Below are 19,400 nucleotides of genomic sequence, written 5' to 3' on the forward strand. Positions count from 1 at the left end.
ATCCCTCCCACGCCGCTAGAGTGGGACCCCACAGCACCGAGGAAGGACCTACTGGTGAGCACATCGTTCGAGCGTGTCTCGCGCTTCAGCGTCGGGTACGACATGCACGAGGTCGACGAGTTCCTCTCGCGCGCCCGCAGCGCCTACGAGGGGCGCGACCCCTCCTTCTCCGGCAGCGACATCACGGCGGCGAGCTTCGGCACCGAGCGCGGCGGCTACGACATGCGCGTGGTCGACGAGGCCCTGGACCGGCTCTCGGACGCCTTCGCGCTGCAGGCCCGCGACGATTCCATCGCCGAGCACGGCGAGGAGACCTGGGTCGCGAAGCTCACGGAGCGGGCCGACGTCCTCAAGGAGCGCCTCGAGCGCCCCGCCGGGGACCGCTTCGCACCGGCTGCGCAGGGAGAGCCCGCCTATGCCAAGGCGGACGTCGACGCCCTGTGCGACCAGCTCGTCGCCTACTTCACCGACGGACACCCGATGAGCGTGGACGACGTGCGCCGTGCGGCCTTCGGGCGCCGCCGCGGACCGGACGGCTACCGCGAGGCCGTGGTCGACGTCTATCTCGATCATGTCGCGGACGTGATGGCCTCCGTGCCGTGACCGGTGCCAGCGAGCGCCGGCTCGTCCTGCTGGGATCGACCGGCTCGATCGGCACGCAGGCGCTCGAGGTCCTGTCCCGTCACCCGGGGATCGCACGGCCCCACGGCCTCGCCGTCGGCGGGGCCCGCCCCGAGCTCGTGGCGGACCAGGTGCTGTCGCATCGTCCCGAGCGCCTCGTGGTCTCGGAGGAGTCCCGCGCCGAGGCCGTCGCGCAGGCGGTGGATCGCGCCTGCCGCGGGGCCGGGGCCGCCGTCCCGCGGATCGAGGGCGGACAGGACGCGGTGGTCGACCTCGCAGGCTCGCTCGCCGAGGGGGACGTGGTGCTCAACGCCGTCACCGGCTCCGTCGGCCTGCTGCCCACCCTCGCCGCGCTCGCCTCGGGCGCCCGCCTGGCACTGGCGAACAAGGAATCGCTGGTCGTCGGCGGCCACCTCGTCACGGAGGCGGCGGAGCCCGGCCAGATCCTCCCGGTGGACTCCGAGCACACCGCGATCGCGCAGGCCCTCGCGGGCGTGCGCCACGACCAAGTCGACCATCTCGTGGTCACCGCCTCGGGCGGCCCGTTCCGCGGCCGCAGCCGCGCCGACCTCGCCGAGGTCACCCCTGCGCAGGCGCTCGCCCATCCCACCTGGTCGATGGGGCGCGTGATCACCACGAACTCCGCGACCCTGGTGAACAAGGCGCTCGAGGTGGTCGAGGCCTGCTTCCAGTTCGACCTGCCCGAGGACAGGGTGCAGGTGGTGGTCCATCCGCAGTCGATCGTGCACTCGATGGTGACGCTCGTCGACGGGTCCACGATCGCGCAGGCCAGCCCGCCGGACATGCGCCACGCCATCGGCTGGGCGCTCGCCCACCCCGAGAAGCTGCCGGGCCTCGCCGCGCCCCTGGACTTCTCCCGTGCGCAGGCCTGGACCTTCGAGCCGGTGGACGAGACGACGTTCCCCGCGATCTCGCTGGCCCGCGCGGCGCACCGTGAGGGCGGGGGAGCGATGGCCGTCTACAACGCGGTCAACGAGGAGGCCGTCGACGCGTTCTTCGAGGGACGGATCGACTTCCTGGGCATCACCGCGCTGATCCGTGCGGTCCTCGAGGACCCCGAGCGGCCGCGCGCCGAGCGCAGCGGAGGGGTCGCGGCGCTGCTCGAGGTCGAGGCCTGGGCCCGCTCCGCCGCCCGCGCGCGCATCGCCGAGCGGAGGCGCTGAGCGATGCTGCTGTTCCTGCTGGGCGTCCTCGTGATCGCCGCCGGTCTGGCGCTGTCGATCGCGCTGCACGAGATCGGGCACCTGGTGCCCGCCAAGCTGTTCGGCGTGCGGGTCACCCAGTACATGGTCGGCTTCGGGCCCACCGTGCTGTCTCGGACCCGCGGCGAGACCGAGTACGGGATCAAGGCGATCCCGCTGGGCGGCTACATCCGCATGATCGGGATGTACCCCCCGCACAAGGGGGAGCCCGAGGGCACGATCCGCGAGGACTCCACCGGTCTGCTCCAGCAGATGACCGAGCTGTCGGAGGAGGCGAAGGCGTACGAGTCGGCCCAGTACGGGCCGGAGGACGCGCACCGCACCTTCGTGGCGCTCTCGGTGCCCAAGAAGCTCGTGGTGATGCTCGGCGGGCCCGCCATGAACCTGCTCATCTCGGTGGCGCTGATGGTGGTGCTGGTCAGCGGCATCGGCCTGCCGGCGGTCACCCCCACCGTGCAGTCCGTCTCGGAGTGCGTGGTCCCCGCGGACGCCCCGGCCGACGTCGGCTGCGAGGGCCGTGATCCCGCGCCCGCGCTCGCGGCCGGGATCCGCCCGGGCGACGAGCTGCGCGAGATCGACGGACATCGGATCGACCGCTGGGCCGACGTCACCACCGCGGTGCGCGCGGCCGAGGACCGCACCGTCGAGGTCGTCGTCGAGCGCGAGGGCGAGACGCTCCACCTCGAGGCGACCATGATCGTCGACGCGCGCCCGGTGCTCGACGAGGACGGCGCCGCCGTGCACGACGCGGACGGGGACCTCGTCACCGAGCAGGTCGGCTTCCTGGGCGTCGCCGGCACCCCGGACCTGGTGCCGCAGTCCCCGGCGGTGGTGCCGGAGATGGCCTGGTCCGCCTTCACCCAGACGGGCAGGATCGTGCTCACCCTCCCGGTGCGGCTGTGGGAGGTGGGGCAGGCGGCGTTCAGCAGCGCCGAGCGCGACCCCAACGGTCCGCTCGGCGTGGTGGGCGTCTCCCGTCTGGCCGGTGAGGTGGCCTCCGCGGACGAGCCCGGCTTCGAGCTGCGGGAGAAGGCGGGCACGATGATCTCGATGCTCGCCTCGCTGAACATGGCGCTGTTCGTGTTCAACCTGGTGCCGCTGCTGCCGCTGGACGGAGGGCACGTGGCCGGGGCGCTGCTCGAAGGGATCCGCCGCGTCCTCGCGAAGCTGCGGGGGCGCCCCGATCCTGGCCCGGTGGACATGTCGCGCATGCTGCCCGTGACCAACGCGGTGGCCATCGTGTTCCTCCTGATGACGCTCCTGCTGGTGTACGCCGACATCGTCAAACCCATCACGCTGTTCCCCTGAGTCGCTGTTCCCTGAGGCGCTGGTGCTCCGAGGTGCTGCTCCGCGGGGGTCCTGAGCACCGGTCGCGCTGTGCCCTGCGCCACCGTTCGCGTGCAGGAGCGGTGGAGGTGTCGCACCTCGCCTCGCAGGACCGGGTTCGCGGTCCATAATGGAGGGGTGACTTCTGTGAGCCTCGGGATCCCGTCCGTCAAGCAGCCGCCGCCGGTGCTCGCCCCCCGGCGGAGGACCCGCAAGGTCCGGCTCGGCGACCTCTACGTCGGCGGCGACGCACCGATCACGGTGCAGTCGATGACCACCACGCCGACCCATGACATCAACGCGACCCTGCAGCAGATCGCGGAGCTGACCGCCGCGGGCTGCGACATCGTGCGCGTGGCCTGCCCGCGCCAGGAGGATGCCGACGCGCTGGTCGCGATCGCGGCGAAGTCCCCGATCCCGGTGATCGCCGACATCCACTTCCAGCCCAAGTACGTCTATGCGGCGATCGAGGCAGGCTGCGCCGGCGTCCGCGTGAACCCCGGCAACATCCGTCGCTTCGACGACCAGGTCAAGGACATCGCGCAGGCCGCGAAGGACCACGGCACCGCCCTGCGCATCGGCGTGAACGCCGGCAGCATCGACCAGCGCATGATGACCGGTGACCGCGTCACCCCCGAGGCCCTGGTGGCCTCCGCGAAATGGGAGGCGTCCCTGTTCGAGGAGCACGGCTTCCACGACTTCGGCATCTCGGTGAAGCACAACGACCCCATCATCATGGTCGAGGCCTACCGCCAGCTCTCCGAAGAGGGCGACTGGCCGCTGCACCTCGGCGTCACCGAGGCCGGGCCCGCCTTCCAGGGGACCATCAAGTCCTCCGTCGCCTTCGGGATCCTGCTGGGCGAGGGCATCGGCGACACGATCCGCGTCTCCCTCTCGGCGCCGCCGGTCGAGGAGGTCAAGGTCGGCAACCAGATCCTGCAGTCGCTGAACCTCAAGCCGCGCAAGCTCGACATCGTCTCCTGCCCCTCGTGCGGCCGTGCGCAGGTGGACGTCTACACCCTCGCCGACAAGGTCACCGAGGGTCTCAAGCACCTCGAGGTCCCGCTGCGCGTCGCGGTGATGGGCTGCGTCGTCAACGGCCCCGGTGAGGCGCGGGAGGCGGACCTCGGTGTCGCCTCCGGCAACGGCAAGGGCCAGATCTTCGTCAAGGGCCAGGTCATCAAGACCGTGCCCGAGGCCGAGATCGTCGAGACGCTGCTCGCGGAGGCCAATCGGATCGCGGCCGAGATGGGCGAGGACGTGCCCGACGGCAGCGCCCCGTCCGTCTCCGTGAGCTGACCGCGCATGTTCCGGCGCGGCGGGCGCATCCGAGCGCTCCGCTCCGGGGGTCTGGAGCCCGCGCTCTCGCTCGCGCTCACCGATCCGGTCACCAACGCGCTCGCGGGCGCCCGCCTGCAGGAGGTGTCCCGCACCGCAGCGCTGCCCCAGGAGTTCTCCGTCATCGGTGACGACCTGCAGCCGGACGGGCTGCTCTGGCACGGGGTGAACGTCTCCCCGTTGTCCGCGAGCGACCGCGCGCTGGAGGACTTCGGTCGTCACCTGGCCGCCCGCTCACGACGCTCGAGCTCCGTGGTCGGCGACCGCCGTGCGGTCGAGATCCTCTGGTCCCCCCTCGTGACGCCGTGGGGCGCGGCCGTGCGCGAGTTCCGCTGGAGCCAGCCGCTGCTGCTGGCCGACGCCCCGGCCGCGATGCCTCGCACTGCTCCGTCCCGCCTGCGCGCCGCGCTTCCGGGAGAGGAGGGCGCCGTGTTCCCCGCCGCCGTCGCCATGTTCCGCGAGGAGGTGGGGGTGGATCCCCTGGCCGGTGACGGAGGTCGCTCCTATCGCGGGCGCATCGCCGAGCTGATCCGTCAGCGCCGCACCTACGTCGTCGTCGAGGACGGGGTCGTGCTGTTCAAGGCCGACGTCGGTGCGCTGTTCGGTGCGGTCGCCCAGATCCACGGCGTCTGGGTGCGCCCGGACCACCGAGGGCAGGGCCTGGGGCGCGCGGCGATGGCGGAGCTGGTGCGGCAGGTGCGCCGCGACCACGCCCCCCAGGTCTCGCTCTACGTCAACGACTTCAACGATCCCGCCCGCCGTGCCTACGCCGCCTCCGGCTTCCGCCAGGTCGGCGAGCTCGCCACGATCCTCTTCTGACGAGCAGCGAGCAGCGAGCCGTCGGACCGCTCAGCCGGGACGGTGCGCAGTGAGCACGAACTGCATCGCGAGGCGGTCCGGATCCTCCCGCAGCCGGTGCCGCTCGCCCTCGCGGACCATCAGATCGGGCCACGGCGTCCACGCGGAGTACGGCGTCTCCTCGAACGAGTCCAGCACCAGCCCGGCCCCCAGCACCGCGGTGAGGATCTCGCCGATCGAGTGGCTCCACTGGTGATTGACCCCGTGGGTGAACTCGGGGGCGTCCTGCGGGGTCTCGACGTAGCTGCCCACCTCGTCCCAGGTCAGCGGTTCGTGCCGCTCGAAGTAGGGCTGCTCGATCCGCAGCCCGTCGCTGACGTCCTCTCCGATGGTCATGAGCATCGGATGGTCGTCGCGGATCAGGAACCGCCCTCCGGGGCGCAGCAGCGAGGCGATCACGCCCGCCCATTCGGCGACGTCGGGAAGCCAGCACAGCACTCCGAGCGAGGTGTAGACGAAGTCGAAGGAGCCCCCCACCGCCGCGCGGGCGTCGTAGACGTTCGCCTCGACGTACTCGATGTCGGCTCCGGCGCGGTCGGCGATGGGCCGAGCGCGCCGCAGGGACTCGGGCGAGAGGTCCACCCCGACCACTCGGCGCGTCCCGAGCCGGGACAGGCTCACGGTGTCGATCCCGAGATGGCACTGCAGGTGGATGACGTCGAGCCCGGTCAGGTCGCCGATCCGGTCGCGGTCCTGCGCGACCTCGGGGCTGAGATGGGCCGGGTCGGTCACGAGCTCCTCGATCCCGTACCCGGAGGCCTCGTGCAGCGCCGCGCGGTCGTCCCAGTTGGCGCGGTTGTCCTCGAACCAGGTCTCTCGTGTGCTCATGGTCGACACCGTACGCAGGAGCGCCGCGGCGGTCGACGGGATTTCGGCGCTCTCGACCGAGGTTCGGGGTACGGTGCCCGGATGAGCGCGCTGACCGGACCCGCGGCGGGGGAGAGCACGCACGGCGGCGAGACGCGCCTCTACCTCCTGCAGGGGGTGCCCGCGGTGGGCAAGCTGACCCTCGCCCGTGAGCTCGAGCGCCGCACCGGGGCGATCGTCGTGGACAACCACCTGGTCAACAACGCGGTGTTCGTCCCGATGGGCATGGACCGGGACGTGGGCGTGACCCTCGAGCAGACGGACGCGCTGCGCGCCCGGGTGATGGATGTGGTCCTCGAGGCCACCCTCGCGGCGCCGGCGATGCTGAGCCATGTGTTCACCATCTGGGTGACCGACGCACCGGAGAACGCTGCGCACGTGGAGCGTCTGCGCGTCCTCGCGGACCGTCGCGGGGCGAGGTTCGTCCCGGTGTGGCTCTCCGCCTCCCCGCAGGCCCTCCTCGCACGGGTCGACGCCCCGGGCCGTGCGGAGCGGTCGAAGCTCGTGGACCCGGCCGTGCTGCGCGGGCTGCTCGAGCGTCCGGAGCTCCCGGCCCCGCCCGACGCCCTGCGGCTGGACCTGACGGAGACCGCACCGGCGCAGGCCGTGGATCGGATCCTCGACGCCCTCGGGTGAGTGCCGAGGGCTCGGCAGGCAGGACCGTCAGCGTGCATCGGCCGACAGGACGGGCCGACAGGACGGGCGGACCGGACGGGCCGACAGGACGGGCGGCGCCCTCGACCCTCAGGCTCGCGCGAGCGAGTCCAGCGTCAGCAGCACGTTCGCGGCAGTCCAGGCCAGCGGGGCCACCTCGGCCGGGCGTCCGTCGAACAGGACCTTCTCCGGCAGCGACCCTGCCTCGGTGCGGTGCCCGGCGAGCCAGACGAGGACCTCGCGGGCGGCACCCTGCTCGCCGATGCGCGCGAGGGCGAGCCCCAGCAGGCTCGTCGAGGGGGTCCAGCTCACCCCGTCGTCGCGCCACGACGCCCCGGGGGCGATGCCGCCGCCGGGACGGGCGAGCTCGCGGCGCAGCGCCAGCAGCTGCTCGGGCGCCACCGGGCCGGAGCAGCCGGTGGCGTCCAGCAGGGCGAGCGCGGAGTCGGCCCCGCCCCCGCCGCGATAGCGCTGGTAGCCGCTGCGCCCGAAGGTTCCCTCGAGCAGGACGGTGAAGGTGCTCGCGGCCTCCTGCGCCTGGGAGGAGTCGGTGAGCCGGGCTCCCGCGCGCAGCCCGGTGAGCGTCGCCGCCATGAGCCCGAGGGTGGCCGTGCGCTCGTGCACCTCCCAGTAGTCGGGCGAGACCGGAGGCAGCCCGGCGCCGCCCCGGGTGCCCGAGTGCAGGGCGCTCAGAGAGCGGGTGATCAGAGGGGCCAGACGGTCCAGGAGCTCTCCGCGCCGGGCCGGATCGGCCGCGTCGACGACTTCGTCGCACGCCCACAGCAGCAGCCCGGTGCCGTCGAACTGGCGTCGTCGTCGGTCGGGGGCACGTGCCGTGCCGGGCACGTACCTCGCCTCGAACCAGCCGTCGGCGGCCTGCAGAGACTGCAGGTGCTCGAGCGCCGAGACCGCGCGCTCCACATGGCCGATCCGGGCCAGCGCCGCCGCGCAGAACGCGGCGTCCCGCGGCCACACGAAGCGCCACGATCCGCTCCAGCCGGCGACCGGGGCGGGCAGGTCGTCCCCGAGCACCCAGAGGTCCTGCAGGGCGGAGTCGGCGAGTCCGAGCAGCGCGGACCCGTCGCCGAACCGGTCGTGGAGCCCTGCTCGCCACGCCGTGGTCCCCGCGCGGAACTCCTCCGCACGGGACCGGGCGGGCGAGCGGGCTCCGAGGCCCTCCGCGAGGCGGGAGCCGGGGGAGAGCGGGATGTCCGCCGCCCGTCCGCCGACCAGCACCCGCTGCTCGGCGTCGTCGTAGGCGACCGTGCCGGACCACAGGGGGATCACGGTGCGGGGGTCGACATCGGGGCGCAGTCCTCGGGCGGCGGTCACGGTGCCGGTGCCCAGCAGCCCGAGCGCCGCGAGACCTCCGGCCCCGCGCAGCAGCTGGCGCCGGGAGGGCCCGCGGGTCGGCCCCTCGGCCCCCGCAGATCCGTGCTCCGGGCCCGGCGTCTCCGGGGCCGGCTCTCCTCGCCGCTGCATCACTCCAGCGTACCGAGGCGGGGTGCCGGTCCGCGCGGACGCCTGCGGCGTCGGCAGGACCGCCGCGACCAGTACGATGGGCGCGCGCGTGCCCCCGGTGGCCCCCGCCCCGAACCGCCCCGTGTGAAAGGCCTGCCCCATGATCCGTCTGTCCTCGTCGTTCGTCCGCACGCTGCGTGAGGACCCGGCCGACGCCGAGGTCGCCAGCCACCGGCTGCTGGTGCGCGCCGGGTACATCCGCCGCAGCGCCGCCGGGGTCTACACCTGGCTGCCGCTGGGTCTGCGGGTGCTGCGCAAGGTCGAGCAGATCGTGCGGGAGGAGCAGGACGCGATCGGCGGCCAGGAGGTGCTGTTCTCCGCGCTGCAGCCGCGCGAGCCCTATGAGTCCACCGGCCGCTGGGAGGAGTACGGGCCCACCCTGTTCCGCCTGCAGGACCGCCGCGAGGACGACTACCTGCTGGCGCCCACGCACGAGGAGATGTTCACCCTCACGGTGAAGGACCTGTACTCCTCGTACAAGGACCTGCCCACGATGCTGTACCAGATCCAGACCAAGTTCCGCGACGAGGCGCGTCCTCGGGCAGGGCTGCTGCGCACCCGCGAGTTCATCATGAAGGACGCCTACTCCTTCGACGCCGACGACGCCGGCCTGGACGTCTCCTACGAGAAGCAGCGCGGCGCCTACCAGCGCACCTTCGAGCGTCTCGGGCTGCCGACGGTGATCTGCCAGGCCGACGCCGGCGCCATGGGCGGCTCCCGCTCCGAGGAGTTCCTCCACCCCACCCCGGTGGGGGAGGACACCTTCGTGGTCTCCGACGGCGGCTACGCCGCGAACGTCGAGGCGGTCACCACCCTCGCCCCGCCCGCGCTCGACGAGGCGTCCCTCGCGCAGCTGCCCGCCATGCACGTGGAGGACACCCCCGGGGCGTCCACCATCGCCAAGCTCACCGACTTCTCCAACCGGGCCTTCCCCGGGAAGGGGCCGATCGCCGAGAGCGGCGAGTGGACGCGCTACGAGATGCTCAAGCACCTCGTCTACCTGCTCACCCATCCCGACGGCTCCACCGAGCCCCTGGTCATCGCCCTGCCCGGTGACCGGGAGGTCGACGCGAAGCGGCTCGAGGCCGCGGTGGCCCCGGCGCTCGCGACCCCGTTCACCGACGAGGACTTCGCGAAGCATCCCGTGCTGAAGAAGGGGTACATCGGACCGGAGGGGCTGGGGCTCGAGGCCGAGGCCGGGATCCGCTACCTGGTCGATCCGCGCGTGGTCCCCGGCACGGCCTGGGTCGCCGGAGCCGGGGAGAAGGACAAGCACGTCTACGACCTCGTCTTCGGCCGCGACTTCACCGCCGACGGCACCATCGAGGCGGCGGAGGTGCGCGACGGCGATCCGGCGCCCGACGGGTCCGGTCCGCTGCGCCTGACCCGCGGCATGGAGATGGGACACATCTTCCAGCTGGGCCGCAAGTACGCCGAGGCGCTCGGTCTGCGGGTGCTCGACGAGAACGGCAAGTCGGTGGTGGTGACCATGGGCTCCTACGGCATCGGCGTGACCCGCGCGGTGGCGGCCGTCGCCGAGCTCTGCCACGACGAGAAGGGCCTGGTCTGGCCCCGCCAGCTCGCACCGGCCGATGTGCACGTCGTCGCCACCGGCAAGGGGGCGGAGATCTTCGAGGAGGCCGAGCGCATCGCCGCCGAGCTCGAGGCCCGCGGGCTCGCAGTGCTCTACGACGACCGGCCCAAGGTGTCCCCGGGCGTGAAGTTCAAGGATTCCGAGCTGCTGGGCGTGCCCACCTCGGTCGTGGTCGGAAGGAGCCTCGCCGACGGCGTGGTCGAGCTGCGCGACCGTGCCGGAGGCGAGATCCGCGAGGTGTCCCCGCAGGAGATCGTCGACGCGGTGGTCGCGGAGGTGCGCGGGGACTGACCCCAGCCCTCGATGGGCAGGGCCTCAGCCCTCGACGGGCGGGTCCTCCGCGTCGAGGCTCGGCAGCGGCTCCATCCTGTCCACCAGCACGGCGAGTCGTCCCGCCTCCGCGAGCGCGGCGGCGATCGACGGCGGACGCCGTGCGAAGGGGGCCGCGCCCACCAGCGCGATGTGGTCCACCAGCAGTCCCTGGGCGAGCTGCGTCGGCAGCTGGCCCGCGGCCCTCTCGTCGAGCGCCCCGCCCGGGACCGGGTACACGGACTGACGATGGACCAGCGGGGCGCCGTCCTCCTCGGCGATCAGCCCCAGCTCCTCGGCGCGCCCCCGGTGCAGGTCCGTCTGCTCCAGATGCTCCTGCCGCTGCTCCCCCTCGACCCGGGCGGCCAGCACCTCGTGGAGATATCCCGCGTACCACTCCTCGAGCTGAGCCCGCTCGATCGCGGCATGGTAGTCCTCCTCGGCGCCGACCGACGGCGGATCCGTGTCCGGCACCTCCCGGGCGGGGTCGAGCTCCGCGGCGGCGGGGGAGGGGGAGACCTCCCCCTCCCCCGCCGCGTCGCGGAGCCGCAGGGCGATCCAGGCCGAGTGCGCCGCGATCGCGACCACGGGACGGGCCAGGGAGCCGGAGACCTGGCGGGCCGCGGCGGCGGCGAGGTCCCGCAGCTCCACCAGGACGTCGACGAGCCCGGCGAGGTCCTCGGGCGCTTCCGGCGCGGCGGCGGGGGTCGTCGACGGCGCCGGGTCCTCCTCGTCCTCGAGCTCCTTCTCGTACTGGGCACCGGTGAGCAGGGCGGTGCGCTGGACGGGAAGGGCCGAGCTCAGGACGGTCAGGGCCGCGGCCAGCGCCGGGTCCCCGCCCGACCCCTCGCCCTCCACCAGCAGCGAGGTGCCGGCGTGGGCCCGGTCCAGCAGCGTGAGCAGATCGATGCGGTACAGATCGTCGATTCCCGGCGGGGGCGGCGTGTATTCCTCCGGACCGCCCAGAGCGACCGGCCCGCAGGCCGCCAGCGGCAGCAGCGCGAGCGCTCCGGCCCACCCCCGCAGCACGGCCCGGCGCGGCACGGCCCGGCGCGGCAGGGCCCGGTGCGGCGTGGGACTGTGCGGGAGGTCGCGGCGCCCGGGCGCGCGAGGCAGGAGGCCACCTCGAGGGACCTCCGGAGCGGAGCGACGGGAGCGGACAGGTCGGGGCACAGGAGGATTCTCGCATCGGGGGCCGGGATGGCGGCGCAGGGGGCGCGCGCCCACTATCCTGGTGCCAGCGCCGCGGGAGAGGGTCCCGGGGCATCACAGACACCCATAGCAGGAGGAGGCGAGCGCCCGTGAGCGGACTCGACGACCAGACCATCCTGCGGGAGACGGCCACACGGGTGCTGGACGCCCACGGACTCGTGCTCGAGGAGGTCGAGGTCCGCCGCGGAGGGAAGACCCCGCAGGTGCGGATCGTCGTGGACCTCCCCGAGGACCAGCTCGGCAGCGCCGACCTCGACACCGTCGCGGAGGCCTCGCGCGAGCTCTCCGAGCTCGTGGACGCCGACGACGCCCTGCTGGGAAGCGCCCCCGTCCTCCTGGAGATCACCACCCCGGGGGTGGACCGCGCCCTCACCGCACCGCGCCACTTCCGCCGCTCCCGCGGTCGGCTGCTGGCCCTGACCACCGCCGACGGCACCGACTACCGGGCGCGCCTGCTGGCCACGGACGGGGAGACGCTGCGGCTGCGCCAGGAGCCCGGACGCGACGACCGCGGCCGTCCGCTGAAGCGTCCCGCCGGCACCTCCGAACGGCTCGAGATCCCGCTGGCCGACGTCACCAGCGCCCGCGTCGAGGTCGAGTTCGACCCGCCCGACGACCTCGCGCAGCTGCTCGCCGACGCCGAGAGCCCCTCCTCGGACCACACCGCCGCAACGAAGGAGATCTGAGATGGACATCGACATGGGTGCCCTCCGGGCCCTCGAGCGGGAGCGCGACATCCGCCTGCCCGTGCTGCTGGACGCGATCCGTTCGGCGCTCCACGCCGCCTACCTCCACACGGACCATCCGGTCCGCGACTCCGAGGTGATCATCGACGAGAGCACCGGGGAGGTCGCCGTCATCGCCCGCGAGCGGGACGCCGACGGGAACGTCCTCGAGGAGTGGGACGACACGCCGGAGAACTTCGGCCGCGTCGCCGCCTCCACCGCTCGCCAGGTGATCTTCCAGCGCATCCGCGACCTGGAGGACGAGGCGGTGCTCGGCGAGTACGCCGATCGCGCCGATGACATCGTCTCGGGCATCATCCAGCAGGGCCGCGATCCGCGGATGGTGCTCGTGGACCTCGGCGAGGTCGAGGCCGTGCTGCCGCCGCACGAGCGGGTGCCGGGGGAGGACTACTCCCACGGCCGACGGCTGCGGGCCTATGTCACCGAGGCCCGCCGCGGCCCCAAGGGGCCGCAGATCACCCTCTCCCGCTCGCACCCCAACCTCGTGCGGCGGCTGTTCTCGCTCGAGGTGCCGGAGGTCGCCGACGGCACCGTCGAGGTGGCGGGACTGGCGCGCGAGGCCGGCCATCGCACCAAGATGGCCGTGCGGGCCACCGTCCCCGGGGTCAACGCCAAGGGCGCGTGCATCGGCCCGATGGGGGCCCGCGTGCGCGCGGTCATGAACGAGCTGGGCGGGGAGAAGATCGACATCGTCGATTTCGACGAGGACCCGGCGACCTTCGTCGCCAACGCGCTCTCCCCGGCGCGGGTCGCGAGCGTGACGGTGATCGACGAGGTCGGGCGCGCGGTGCGTGCCGTGGTGCCCGGGACGCAGCTGTCGCTCGCGATCGGCAAGGACGGTCAGAACGCCCGTCTCGCGGCGAAGCTGACCGGCTGGAAGATCGACATCCGCCCGGACAGCGACCCGGAGCCGGCCGACGGGCCCTGAGGGACGGGCCCTGAGGTGTGTCCCACGCCTCCCCGCTGAGGTCGCGGCCCCGCAGGTCCGCTACACTGGCGAGGCTGTTCGCCGAGCGAAGGCAGGATCGTCCGTCGATCTCGCCTCTGCTCGAGCGGAGATGCTCGGAACGGAGGTGGAGGCGTGCTGACCCGCCCGTCGCCCCGCCGTCCCGAGCGGACGTGCGTCGGCTGCCGCGAGGTGGCCCCGCGCGACCAGCTGGTGCGTCTGGTCCGGGAGCCCGCTCCCGGCGGTGCCGCCCCACGAGTCCGCGTCGATCCCTCGGGATCGGCCCCGGGTCGTGGGTCGTGGCTCCATCCGGACACGTCATGTCTCGAGCTCGCCCTGCGGCGAGGCGGCTTCTCCCGGTCCTTCCGGGGAGCCGTCGACACCGGGCTGCTGGCCCAGGACCTCGAGAACCCCGATTTCACCCGCACGTGGAACAGGTAGAAGAACCATGGACATCCGATGAGTACTCACCCATGAGCACCCTCAGGAATTAATGGTCCGAGCCCTCTTGTCGGCCGGACCGAGACAGGAGAAATGTGGCTAAGGTCCGCGTCCACGAGCTCGCCAAGGAGCTCGGACACCCGAGCAAGGTCGTTCTGCAGAAGCTGCAGGACATGGGCGAATTCGTTCGTTCCGCCTCCTCGACCATCGAGGCCCCGGTGGCCCGCCGACTGCGTGAGGAGCTCCCCGCCAAGAGCGGCGACGACGCTCCCGCGAAGAAGAGCGGCTCCGGTTCGTCCTCCACCCCCTCCGGCGCCCCCAAGCCCGGCGGCGCCCCCAAGCCCGGTGCGAAGCCCGCCGCGCAGAAGGCCGTGGAGCCGACCCCGGCACCCGCCGCCGAGACGGCGGCACCCGCCCCGGAGACCCCCGCCGAGAAGCCCGCTGCGGAAGCACCCGCCGCCGAGACGTCCAGCACCGCGCCGTCGGGCGCCGAGGCCCCGGGCGAGGACTCGTCGGCCGCGGCGAAGCCTGCGGGCTCCAAGCCCGGTCCGGCCCCGAAGCCCGGCGGTGAGCGTCCCTCGCCGCGTCCCGGCGGAGCTCGTCCCGGCAACAACCCCTTCGCCAGCTCGCAGGGCATGCCCCGCCCCGGCTCCCGCAAGCCGGGCCAGGGCGGCGGCCGTCCGCAGGGCGACGGCGGTCCGCGTCCGGGCGGCCCCCGTCCCGGCAACAACCCCTTCGCCAGCTCGCAGGGCATGCCCCGTCCGGGACAGCGTCCCCCGCGTGCGGGCGGCACCGACCAGGCCGGCGGCCGCACCCCTCGTGACGGCGGAGCACCTCGTCCGTCGGGCTCGCCGCGTCCGGCCGGTCGTCCCGGCATGCCCACCCCGGGCATCATGCGCCAGCACTCCAGCGGCGGCCTCGCCGACGCCAACCAGGGCGGGGGCGGCGGCCGCGGCCGCGGCGGTCGTCCCGGTCCCGGCGGTCGTCCCGGCGGTCCCGGTGGCGGCGGCCCCATGGGCGGCGGCGGTCCTCGCGGCCGCGGCGGTCGCGGCAGCACCCAGGGCGCCTTCGGGCGCGGCGGCAAGCCGGCCCGCTCCCGCAAGTCGAAGCGTGCGAAGCGCCAGGAGTTCGAGCAGATGTCGGCGCCCGCCCCGGGCGGCGTCTCGATCCCGCGCGGCGACGGGAACACCCCGATCCGTCTGCGTCGCGGCGCCTCGCTGACCGACTTCGCCGACCGCATCGACGTCAACCCCGCGTCGCTGATCACGGTGCTGTTCGCGATGGGCGAGATGGCCACGGCCACCCAGTCGCTCGACGAGGAGACCTTCGACCTGCTCGGCACCGAGCTGGGCTACAAGATCGAGATCGTCTCCCCGGAGGACGAGGAGCGCGAGCTGCTCGGGCAGTTCGACATCGATCTCGACGCCGAGCTCGCCGAGGAGGACGCCGAGGACCGTGTCCCGCGTCCCCCCGTCGTCACGGTCATGGGCCACGTCGACCACGGCAAGACCCGTCTGCTGGACACGATCCGCAAGGCGACCGTCGGCGCGGGCGAGGCCGGCGGCATCACCCAGCACATCGGCGCCTACCAGGTCGGTGTCGAGCACGAGGGCCAGGAGCGCGCGCTCACCTTCATCGACACCCCCGGTCACGAGGCGTTCACCGCCATGCGTGCCCGTGGTGCCGACGTCACCGACATCGCGATCCTCGTGGTCGCGGCGGACGACGGCGTGATGCCCCAGACCATCGAGGCGCTCAACCACGCCCAGGCGGCGAACGTGCCGATCGTGGTCGCGGTCAACAAGATCGACAAGCCGGACTCCAACCCGGAGAAGATCCGTCAGCAGCTGACCGAGTACAACCTGATCGCCGAGGAGTACGGCGGCGAGACGATGTTCGTCGACGTCTCCGCTCGCGAGAACCAGAACATCGACTCGCTGCTCGAGGCCGTCCTGCTCACCGCGGACGCCGCCCTGGAGCTCACCGCGAACGCCGACAAGGACGCCCGCGGCGTGTCCATCGAGGCGAACCTGGACCGCGGTCGCGGTCCGGTCGCCACGGTGCTGGTCCAGCAGGGCACCCTGCACGTCGGCGACGCGATCGTCTGCGGGATCGGCCACGGCCGCGTCCGTGCGATGCTCGACGAGAACGGCGACAACGTCACCGAGGCGGGTCCGTCCCGTCCGGTCCAGGTGCTCGGTCTGACCTCGGTGCCCGGCGCCGGTGACTCCTTCCTGGTCGCCCAGGACGAGCGCACCGCCCGCCAGATCGCCGAGAAGCGCGAGGCCGCCAAGCGTGCCGCGTCGCTGTCCAAGGCGCGCAAGCGGATCAGCCTCGAGGACATCAACAAGCACATGGCCGAGGGCAAGGTCGAGACCCTCAACCTCATCCTCAAGGGCGACGCGGCCGGTGCCGTCGAGGCCCTGGAGGAGTCGCTGCTGGGCATCGAGGTCGGCGAGGGCGTGGACCTGCGCATCATCGACCGCGGCGTCGGCGCGATCACGATGAACAACATCAACCTCGCGGTGGCCTCGAACGCGGTCATCGTCGGCTACAACGTGCGGGCCGAGGGCCTGAACGCCGAGTACGCCGATCGCGAGGGCGTGGAGATCAAGTACTACTCGGTCATCTACAACGCCATCGACGAGATCGAGCAGGCCCTCAAGGGCATGCTCAAGCCGGAGTACGAGGAGGTCGAGCTCGGCTCGGCGGAGATCCGCGAGATCTTCCGCTCCTCCAAGTTCGGCAACATCGCCGGTTCGATCGTGCGCAGCGGTCTCATCAAGCGCGGCGCGAAGGCCCGCATCACCCGCGGTGGTGTGGTCGTGTCCGAGAACATCGAGATCGCCGGCCTGCGGCGGTACAAGGACGATGTCACCGAGGTCCGCGAGGGCTACGAGTGCGGCATCAACCTGGGCTCGTACAACGACCTGCAGCTCGAGGACGTCATCACGACCTACGAGATGCAGGAGAAGCCCCGCAGCTGATCCTGGGGCGGTCGGGCGCCCTGCGGGTCGCCCGACCGCATCCCGCGGGGGAGGAGTCCACGATGGCCGAGGTGTCGCTCGTCCTGCGCGCGCCCTCGGCCAATCGTGTCTACGCACAGGCCGCGGGCGGTCTCGCGGTCGCCGAGGCCCGCTGGGTGCTCGGCGCCCACCTGGGGTCCGTGCCCGCGCTGCGGGAGCGGAGCATCGGCGGGATGGCCGCCCTCGAGGTGCGCCAGGACCACGGAGGCACCGCCACGGCCGACGAGGCGGACCTCGGGCGTCTGCTCGGCTCGCTGTCCTCGGCCCTCGGGGTGCTGGACGTGGCCGAGGAGGGTCCTGCCGGCACCGCTCCGCTGCTGCGGCCTCGCGATCTCCCCGGCACGCTGCATCACAGCGCGGATCTGGAGACGATCCTGCGCTACCCCGGCAAGACCAACGAGCAGTTCACCGCGATGCTGGTGAATCTCGCCGCGGCGCTGTCCACCCGGCGCGCCGGCCTCTTCGACGGGGCCCTGGCGCTGCTCGATCCGCTGTGCGGCCGCGGGACCACGCTCAACCGGGCCCTGCGCCTCGGTCTCAGCCCGCTCGGGGCGGAGATCGATCGCAAGGACGTCGACGCCTACCGGACGTTCCTGAGCACCTGGCTGCGCGATCACCGGTATCGGCACACGCTGGACAGCACGAGGCTCACCGTGCGCGGGGAGCAGCTGGGCACCCGGCTCGAGGTCGAGTTCGCCGCCGAGAAGAAGGCCCTCCGCGAGGGCCGCGGCCAGCACCTGACCCTGCTCGGCTGTGACACCACCCGGATCGGGGAGCTACTCCCGTCCCGCTCCGTCGATGCCCTCGTCGCGGATCTGCCCTACGGTGTCCAGCACGGCTCCCGCGCCGGTGGCGCCTGGCAGCGCTCACCCCTCGAGGTGCTGCGCGCCGCCGCCCCCGGGTGGCGCTCCCTGCTGCGCGACGGCGCCGGCCTCGCCCTCGCCGTCAACCGCCGCACCCTCGCCCACGATCAGGCCGCCGCCGTGCTCGCGGAGGCGGGGCTGCGGCTCCTCAGCCCCGACGGAGCCTTCCGCCACCGGGTCGACCAGTCCATCGACCGCGACGTCCTGCTCGCGGTCCCCACCGACCATCCCCGCGCCGAGGAGCTCGCAGCTCTCGCCGCCGACCAGGAGAACGACACCCCATGACCGACAATCCCCGCGCCCTCAAGCTCGCCGACCGCATCAAGGTCATCGTCGCGACCATGCTCGACACCCGGGTCAAGGACCCCCGGCTCGGCTTCGTGACGATCACCGACGTGCGCGTCAGCGGCGACCTCCAGCACGCCACCTGCTTCTACACCGTCTTCGGCTCCGACGAGGAGCGCGAGGGGACTGCCGCGGCGCTGGTCAGCGCCACCGGCATGCTGCGTCGCGAGGTCGGTCGCCAGACCGGCGTGCGCCTGACCCCGACCCTCGAGTTCATCGCCGACGCGGTGCCCGAGAACGCGCGCATCATCGAGGATCTGCTCAGCGAGGCGCGCGGCCGCGATGCCGAGCTCGAGCAGGCCAAGGCCGGCGCGGCCTACGCCGGCGAGGCGGACCCCTACCGCAAGCCGCGCGAGGAGGACGAGGAGCCGGACGCCCAGGACCTCCCCGAGGACGGGGACGACGAGGACGGTTCCGACGACGCCACCGGCCGCGAGCGGGCGTGAGCCCCTCCGCCCCGCACGGCATCCTGCTGGTCGACAAGGCTCCCGAGCGCACCAGCCACGACGTCGTGGCCCGGCTGCGATGGCTGCTGGGCACGAAGAAGGTCGGCCATGCGGGAACGCTGGACCCGATGGCCACGGGACTGCTCGTGCTGGGCGTCGGCCAGGGCACGCGCCTGCTCACCCATCTGGTCGGGCTGGACAAGACCTACCGTGCCCGGATCCGGCTGGGTCTGGCCACCACCACCGACGACCGCGAGGGTGAGCCGCTGGGCGAGGCGGCCGAGGCCGCCGACCTCCCGCAGGAGCTCGTCGAGCAGCACCTCCGGGCGCTGCGGGGCGACATCCTCCAGGTGCCCTCGTCGGTGAGCGCGATCAAGATCGACGGCCGGCGCGCGTACGCCCGGGTCCGCGCCGGCGAGGACGTCGACCTCCCCGCCCGTCCCGTGCGGGTCTCCCGCTTCGAGATCACCGGGCAGCAGCAGGACGGGCCCTTCCTGGACCTCGACGCGGAGATCGACTGCTCGTCGGGCACCTACGTCCGGGCCCTGGCTCGGGACCTCGGCGCCGCGCTCGGCGTCGGCGGTCACCTCACGGCCCTGCGCCGCACGGCCGTGGGGCCCTTCACCCTCGACGGGGCGGTGCACGTGCCCGCCCGCGGCGAGGGGGACGACGTCGCGCTGCCCCTGCACGGCCTGGGGGAGATCGCCGCCCGGGTCCTGCCCGTCCTCACCGTCGACACGGAGCAGGTGGCAGCTCTCGGCACGGGGCAGAGCATCGCGGCCCCGGAGACGCCGACCGTGCCGCCGGCGGGGGGAGCCGGGGACGGCACCGGCCCGTCCGGCGAGGCTCCGGCGCCGGGGGAGGAGCGTCCCGTGGCCGCCCTCGACGCGGAGGGTCGGCTGATCGCGGTCCTCGGCCGCGAGGGCTCCCGCTGGCGCCCCCGCCTGGTGGTCCCCGCCGACGCCCGCTGCTGACCCCAGGCGCGGACGTCGAACGGCGAGGTCGACGAGTCGACGAAGGGCCCTTCCCGAGAACTCGGGAAGGGCCCTTCGTCGCTGGATCGA

The 19,400-nt window shown here is 73.2% G+C and carries 17 protein-coding genes; 14 read left to right on the forward strand and 3 right to left on the reverse strand.

Translation table 11 applies throughout. The annotated features are described in order from the left end of the window. Positions 1-54: 54 nt before the first annotated feature. The 5 genes from ACT3SP_RS07360 to ACT3SP_RS07380 all read left to right on the forward strand — a co-directional run bounded on the left by ACT3SP_RS07360 (position 55) and on the right by ACT3SP_RS07380 (position 5,327). Complete coding sequence (locus tag ACT3SP_RS07360; protein ID WP_444586611.1) at positions 55-603, forward strand: DivIVA domain-containing protein; 549 nt, start codon at positions 55-57, stop codon at positions 601-603. After that, positions 600-1,805, forward strand: coding sequence for a 1-deoxy-D-xylulose-5-phosphate reductoisomerase (dxr, locus tag ACT3SP_RS07365; RefSeq protein ID WP_444586612.1), 1,206 nt, complete (start codon positions 600-602; stop codon positions 1,803-1,805). Before ACT3SP_RS07360 ends, dxr begins: the two co-directional genes overlap by 4 nt. Before the next feature lie 3 nt (positions 1,806-1,808). Next, positions 1,809-3,152, forward strand: coding sequence for a M50 family metallopeptidase (locus ACT3SP_RS07370; protein WP_444586613.1), 1,344 nt, complete (start codon positions 1,809-1,811; stop codon positions 3,150-3,152). Positions 3,153-3,308: 156 nt separating this feature from the next. Next, positions 3,309-4,469: a flavodoxin-dependent (E)-4-hydroxy-3-methylbut-2-enyl-diphosphate synthase gene (gene ispG / locus ACT3SP_RS07375; protein WP_444586614.1), complete on the forward strand. Its 1,161-nt coding sequence runs from the start codon at positions 3,309-3,311 to the stop codon at positions 4,467-4,469. Between the two features lie 6 nt (positions 4,470-4,475). Then, positions 4,476-5,327, forward strand: coding sequence for a GNAT family N-acetyltransferase (locus tag ACT3SP_RS07380; RefSeq protein WP_444586615.1), 852 nt, complete (start codon positions 4,476-4,478; stop codon positions 5,325-5,327). Between the two features lie 30 nt (positions 5,328-5,357). Here the strand turns inward: ACT3SP_RS07380 and ACT3SP_RS07385 are convergent, their stop codons facing one another. Continuing rightward, positions 5,358-6,194, reverse strand: coding sequence for a class I SAM-dependent methyltransferase (locus ACT3SP_RS07385; RefSeq protein ID WP_444586616.1), 837 nt, complete (start codon positions 6,192-6,194; stop codon positions 5,358-5,360). An 81-nt stretch (positions 6,195-6,275) separates the two neighbouring features. Between ACT3SP_RS07385 and ACT3SP_RS07390 the strand changes: the two genes are divergently transcribed. Then, positions 6,276-6,869: an AAA family ATPase gene (locus ACT3SP_RS07390; protein WP_444586617.1), complete on the forward strand. Its 594-nt coding sequence runs from the start codon at positions 6,276-6,278 to the stop codon at positions 6,867-6,869. 108 nt (positions 6,870-6,977) lie between these two features. Here ACT3SP_RS07390 and ACT3SP_RS07395 read toward each other — a convergent pair whose 3' ends face one another. Beyond that, the gene (locus ACT3SP_RS07395; protein WP_444586618.1) at positions 6,978-8,369 is read right to left on the reverse strand and encodes a hypothetical protein; all 1,392 of its coding nucleotides are present in this window, start codon (positions 8,367-8,369) and stop codon (positions 6,978-6,980) included. A 139-nt stretch (positions 8,370-8,508) separates the two neighbouring features. Here ACT3SP_RS07395 and ACT3SP_RS07400 point away from each other — a divergent pair, with 139 nt between their 5' ends. Continuing rightward, entirely contained in the window at positions 8,509-10,293 is a 1,785-nt protein-coding gene (locus ACT3SP_RS07400; RefSeq protein WP_444586619.1) for a proline--tRNA ligase, read from the forward strand. A 24-nt stretch (positions 10,294-10,317) separates the two neighbouring features. On the opposite strand, the gene ACT3SP_RS07405 is transcribed toward ACT3SP_RS07400, so the two are convergent. Next, on the reverse strand, positions 10,318-11,484 hold the full coding sequence (locus ACT3SP_RS07405; RefSeq protein ID WP_444586620.1) for a DUF4439 domain-containing protein: 1,167 nt from the start codon (positions 11,482-11,484) through the stop codon (positions 10,318-10,320). 128 nt (positions 11,485-11,612) lie between these two features. On the opposite strand from ACT3SP_RS07405, the gene rimP reads away from it, so the two are divergent. The 7 genes from rimP (at position 11,613) to truB (ending at position 19,310) form a co-directional block, all read left to right on the forward strand. Next, positions 11,613-12,209, forward strand: coding sequence for a ribosome maturation factor RimP (gene rimP / locus ACT3SP_RS07410; RefSeq protein ID WP_444586621.1), 597 nt, complete (start codon positions 11,613-11,615; stop codon positions 12,207-12,209). A gap of 1 nt (position 12,210) precedes the next feature. Beyond that, positions 12,211-13,197: a transcription termination factor NusA gene (gene nusA / locus ACT3SP_RS07415; RefSeq protein ID WP_444586622.1), complete on the forward strand. Its 987-nt coding sequence runs from the start codon at positions 12,211-12,213 to the stop codon at positions 13,195-13,197. A gap of 153 nt (positions 13,198-13,350) precedes the next feature. Continuing rightward, on the forward strand, positions 13,351-13,656 hold the full coding sequence (locus ACT3SP_RS07420; protein ID WP_444586623.1) for a YlxR family protein: 306 nt from the start codon (positions 13,351-13,353) through the stop codon (positions 13,654-13,656). A gap of 95 nt (positions 13,657-13,751) precedes the next feature. Next, positions 13,752-16,643, forward strand: a complete 2,892-nt coding sequence (gene infB, locus ACT3SP_RS07425; protein WP_444586624.1) for a translation initiation factor IF-2 — start codon at positions 13,752-13,754, stop codon at positions 16,641-16,643. Between the two features lie 62 nt (positions 16,644-16,705). Beyond that, positions 16,706-17,830, forward strand: coding sequence for a TRM11 family SAM-dependent methyltransferase (locus tag ACT3SP_RS07430; RefSeq protein ID WP_444586625.1), 1,125 nt, complete (start codon positions 16,706-16,708; stop codon positions 17,828-17,830). Then, positions 17,827-18,336 (forward strand): 30S ribosome-binding factor RbfA, encoded by a 510-nt coding sequence (rbfA, locus tag ACT3SP_RS07435; RefSeq protein WP_444586626.1) that lies wholly within the window; start codon positions 17,827-17,829, stop codon positions 18,334-18,336. The genes ACT3SP_RS07430 and rbfA overlap by 4 nt, the downstream gene beginning before the upstream one ends. Then, positions 18,333-19,310, forward strand: coding sequence for a tRNA pseudouridine(55) synthase TruB (gene truB, locus ACT3SP_RS07440; RefSeq protein WP_444586627.1), 978 nt, complete (start codon positions 18,333-18,335; stop codon positions 19,308-19,310). Before rbfA ends, truB begins: the two co-directional genes overlap by 4 nt. The last annotated feature ends 90 nt before the right edge of the window (positions 19,311-19,400 follow it).

It is taken from the genome of Brachybacterium sp. AOP43-C2-M15 (genome assembly GCF_052446295.1).
In the GTDB taxonomy this organism is placed as follows: domain Bacteria; phylum Actinomycetota; class Actinomycetes; order Actinomycetales; family Dermabacteraceae; genus Brachybacterium.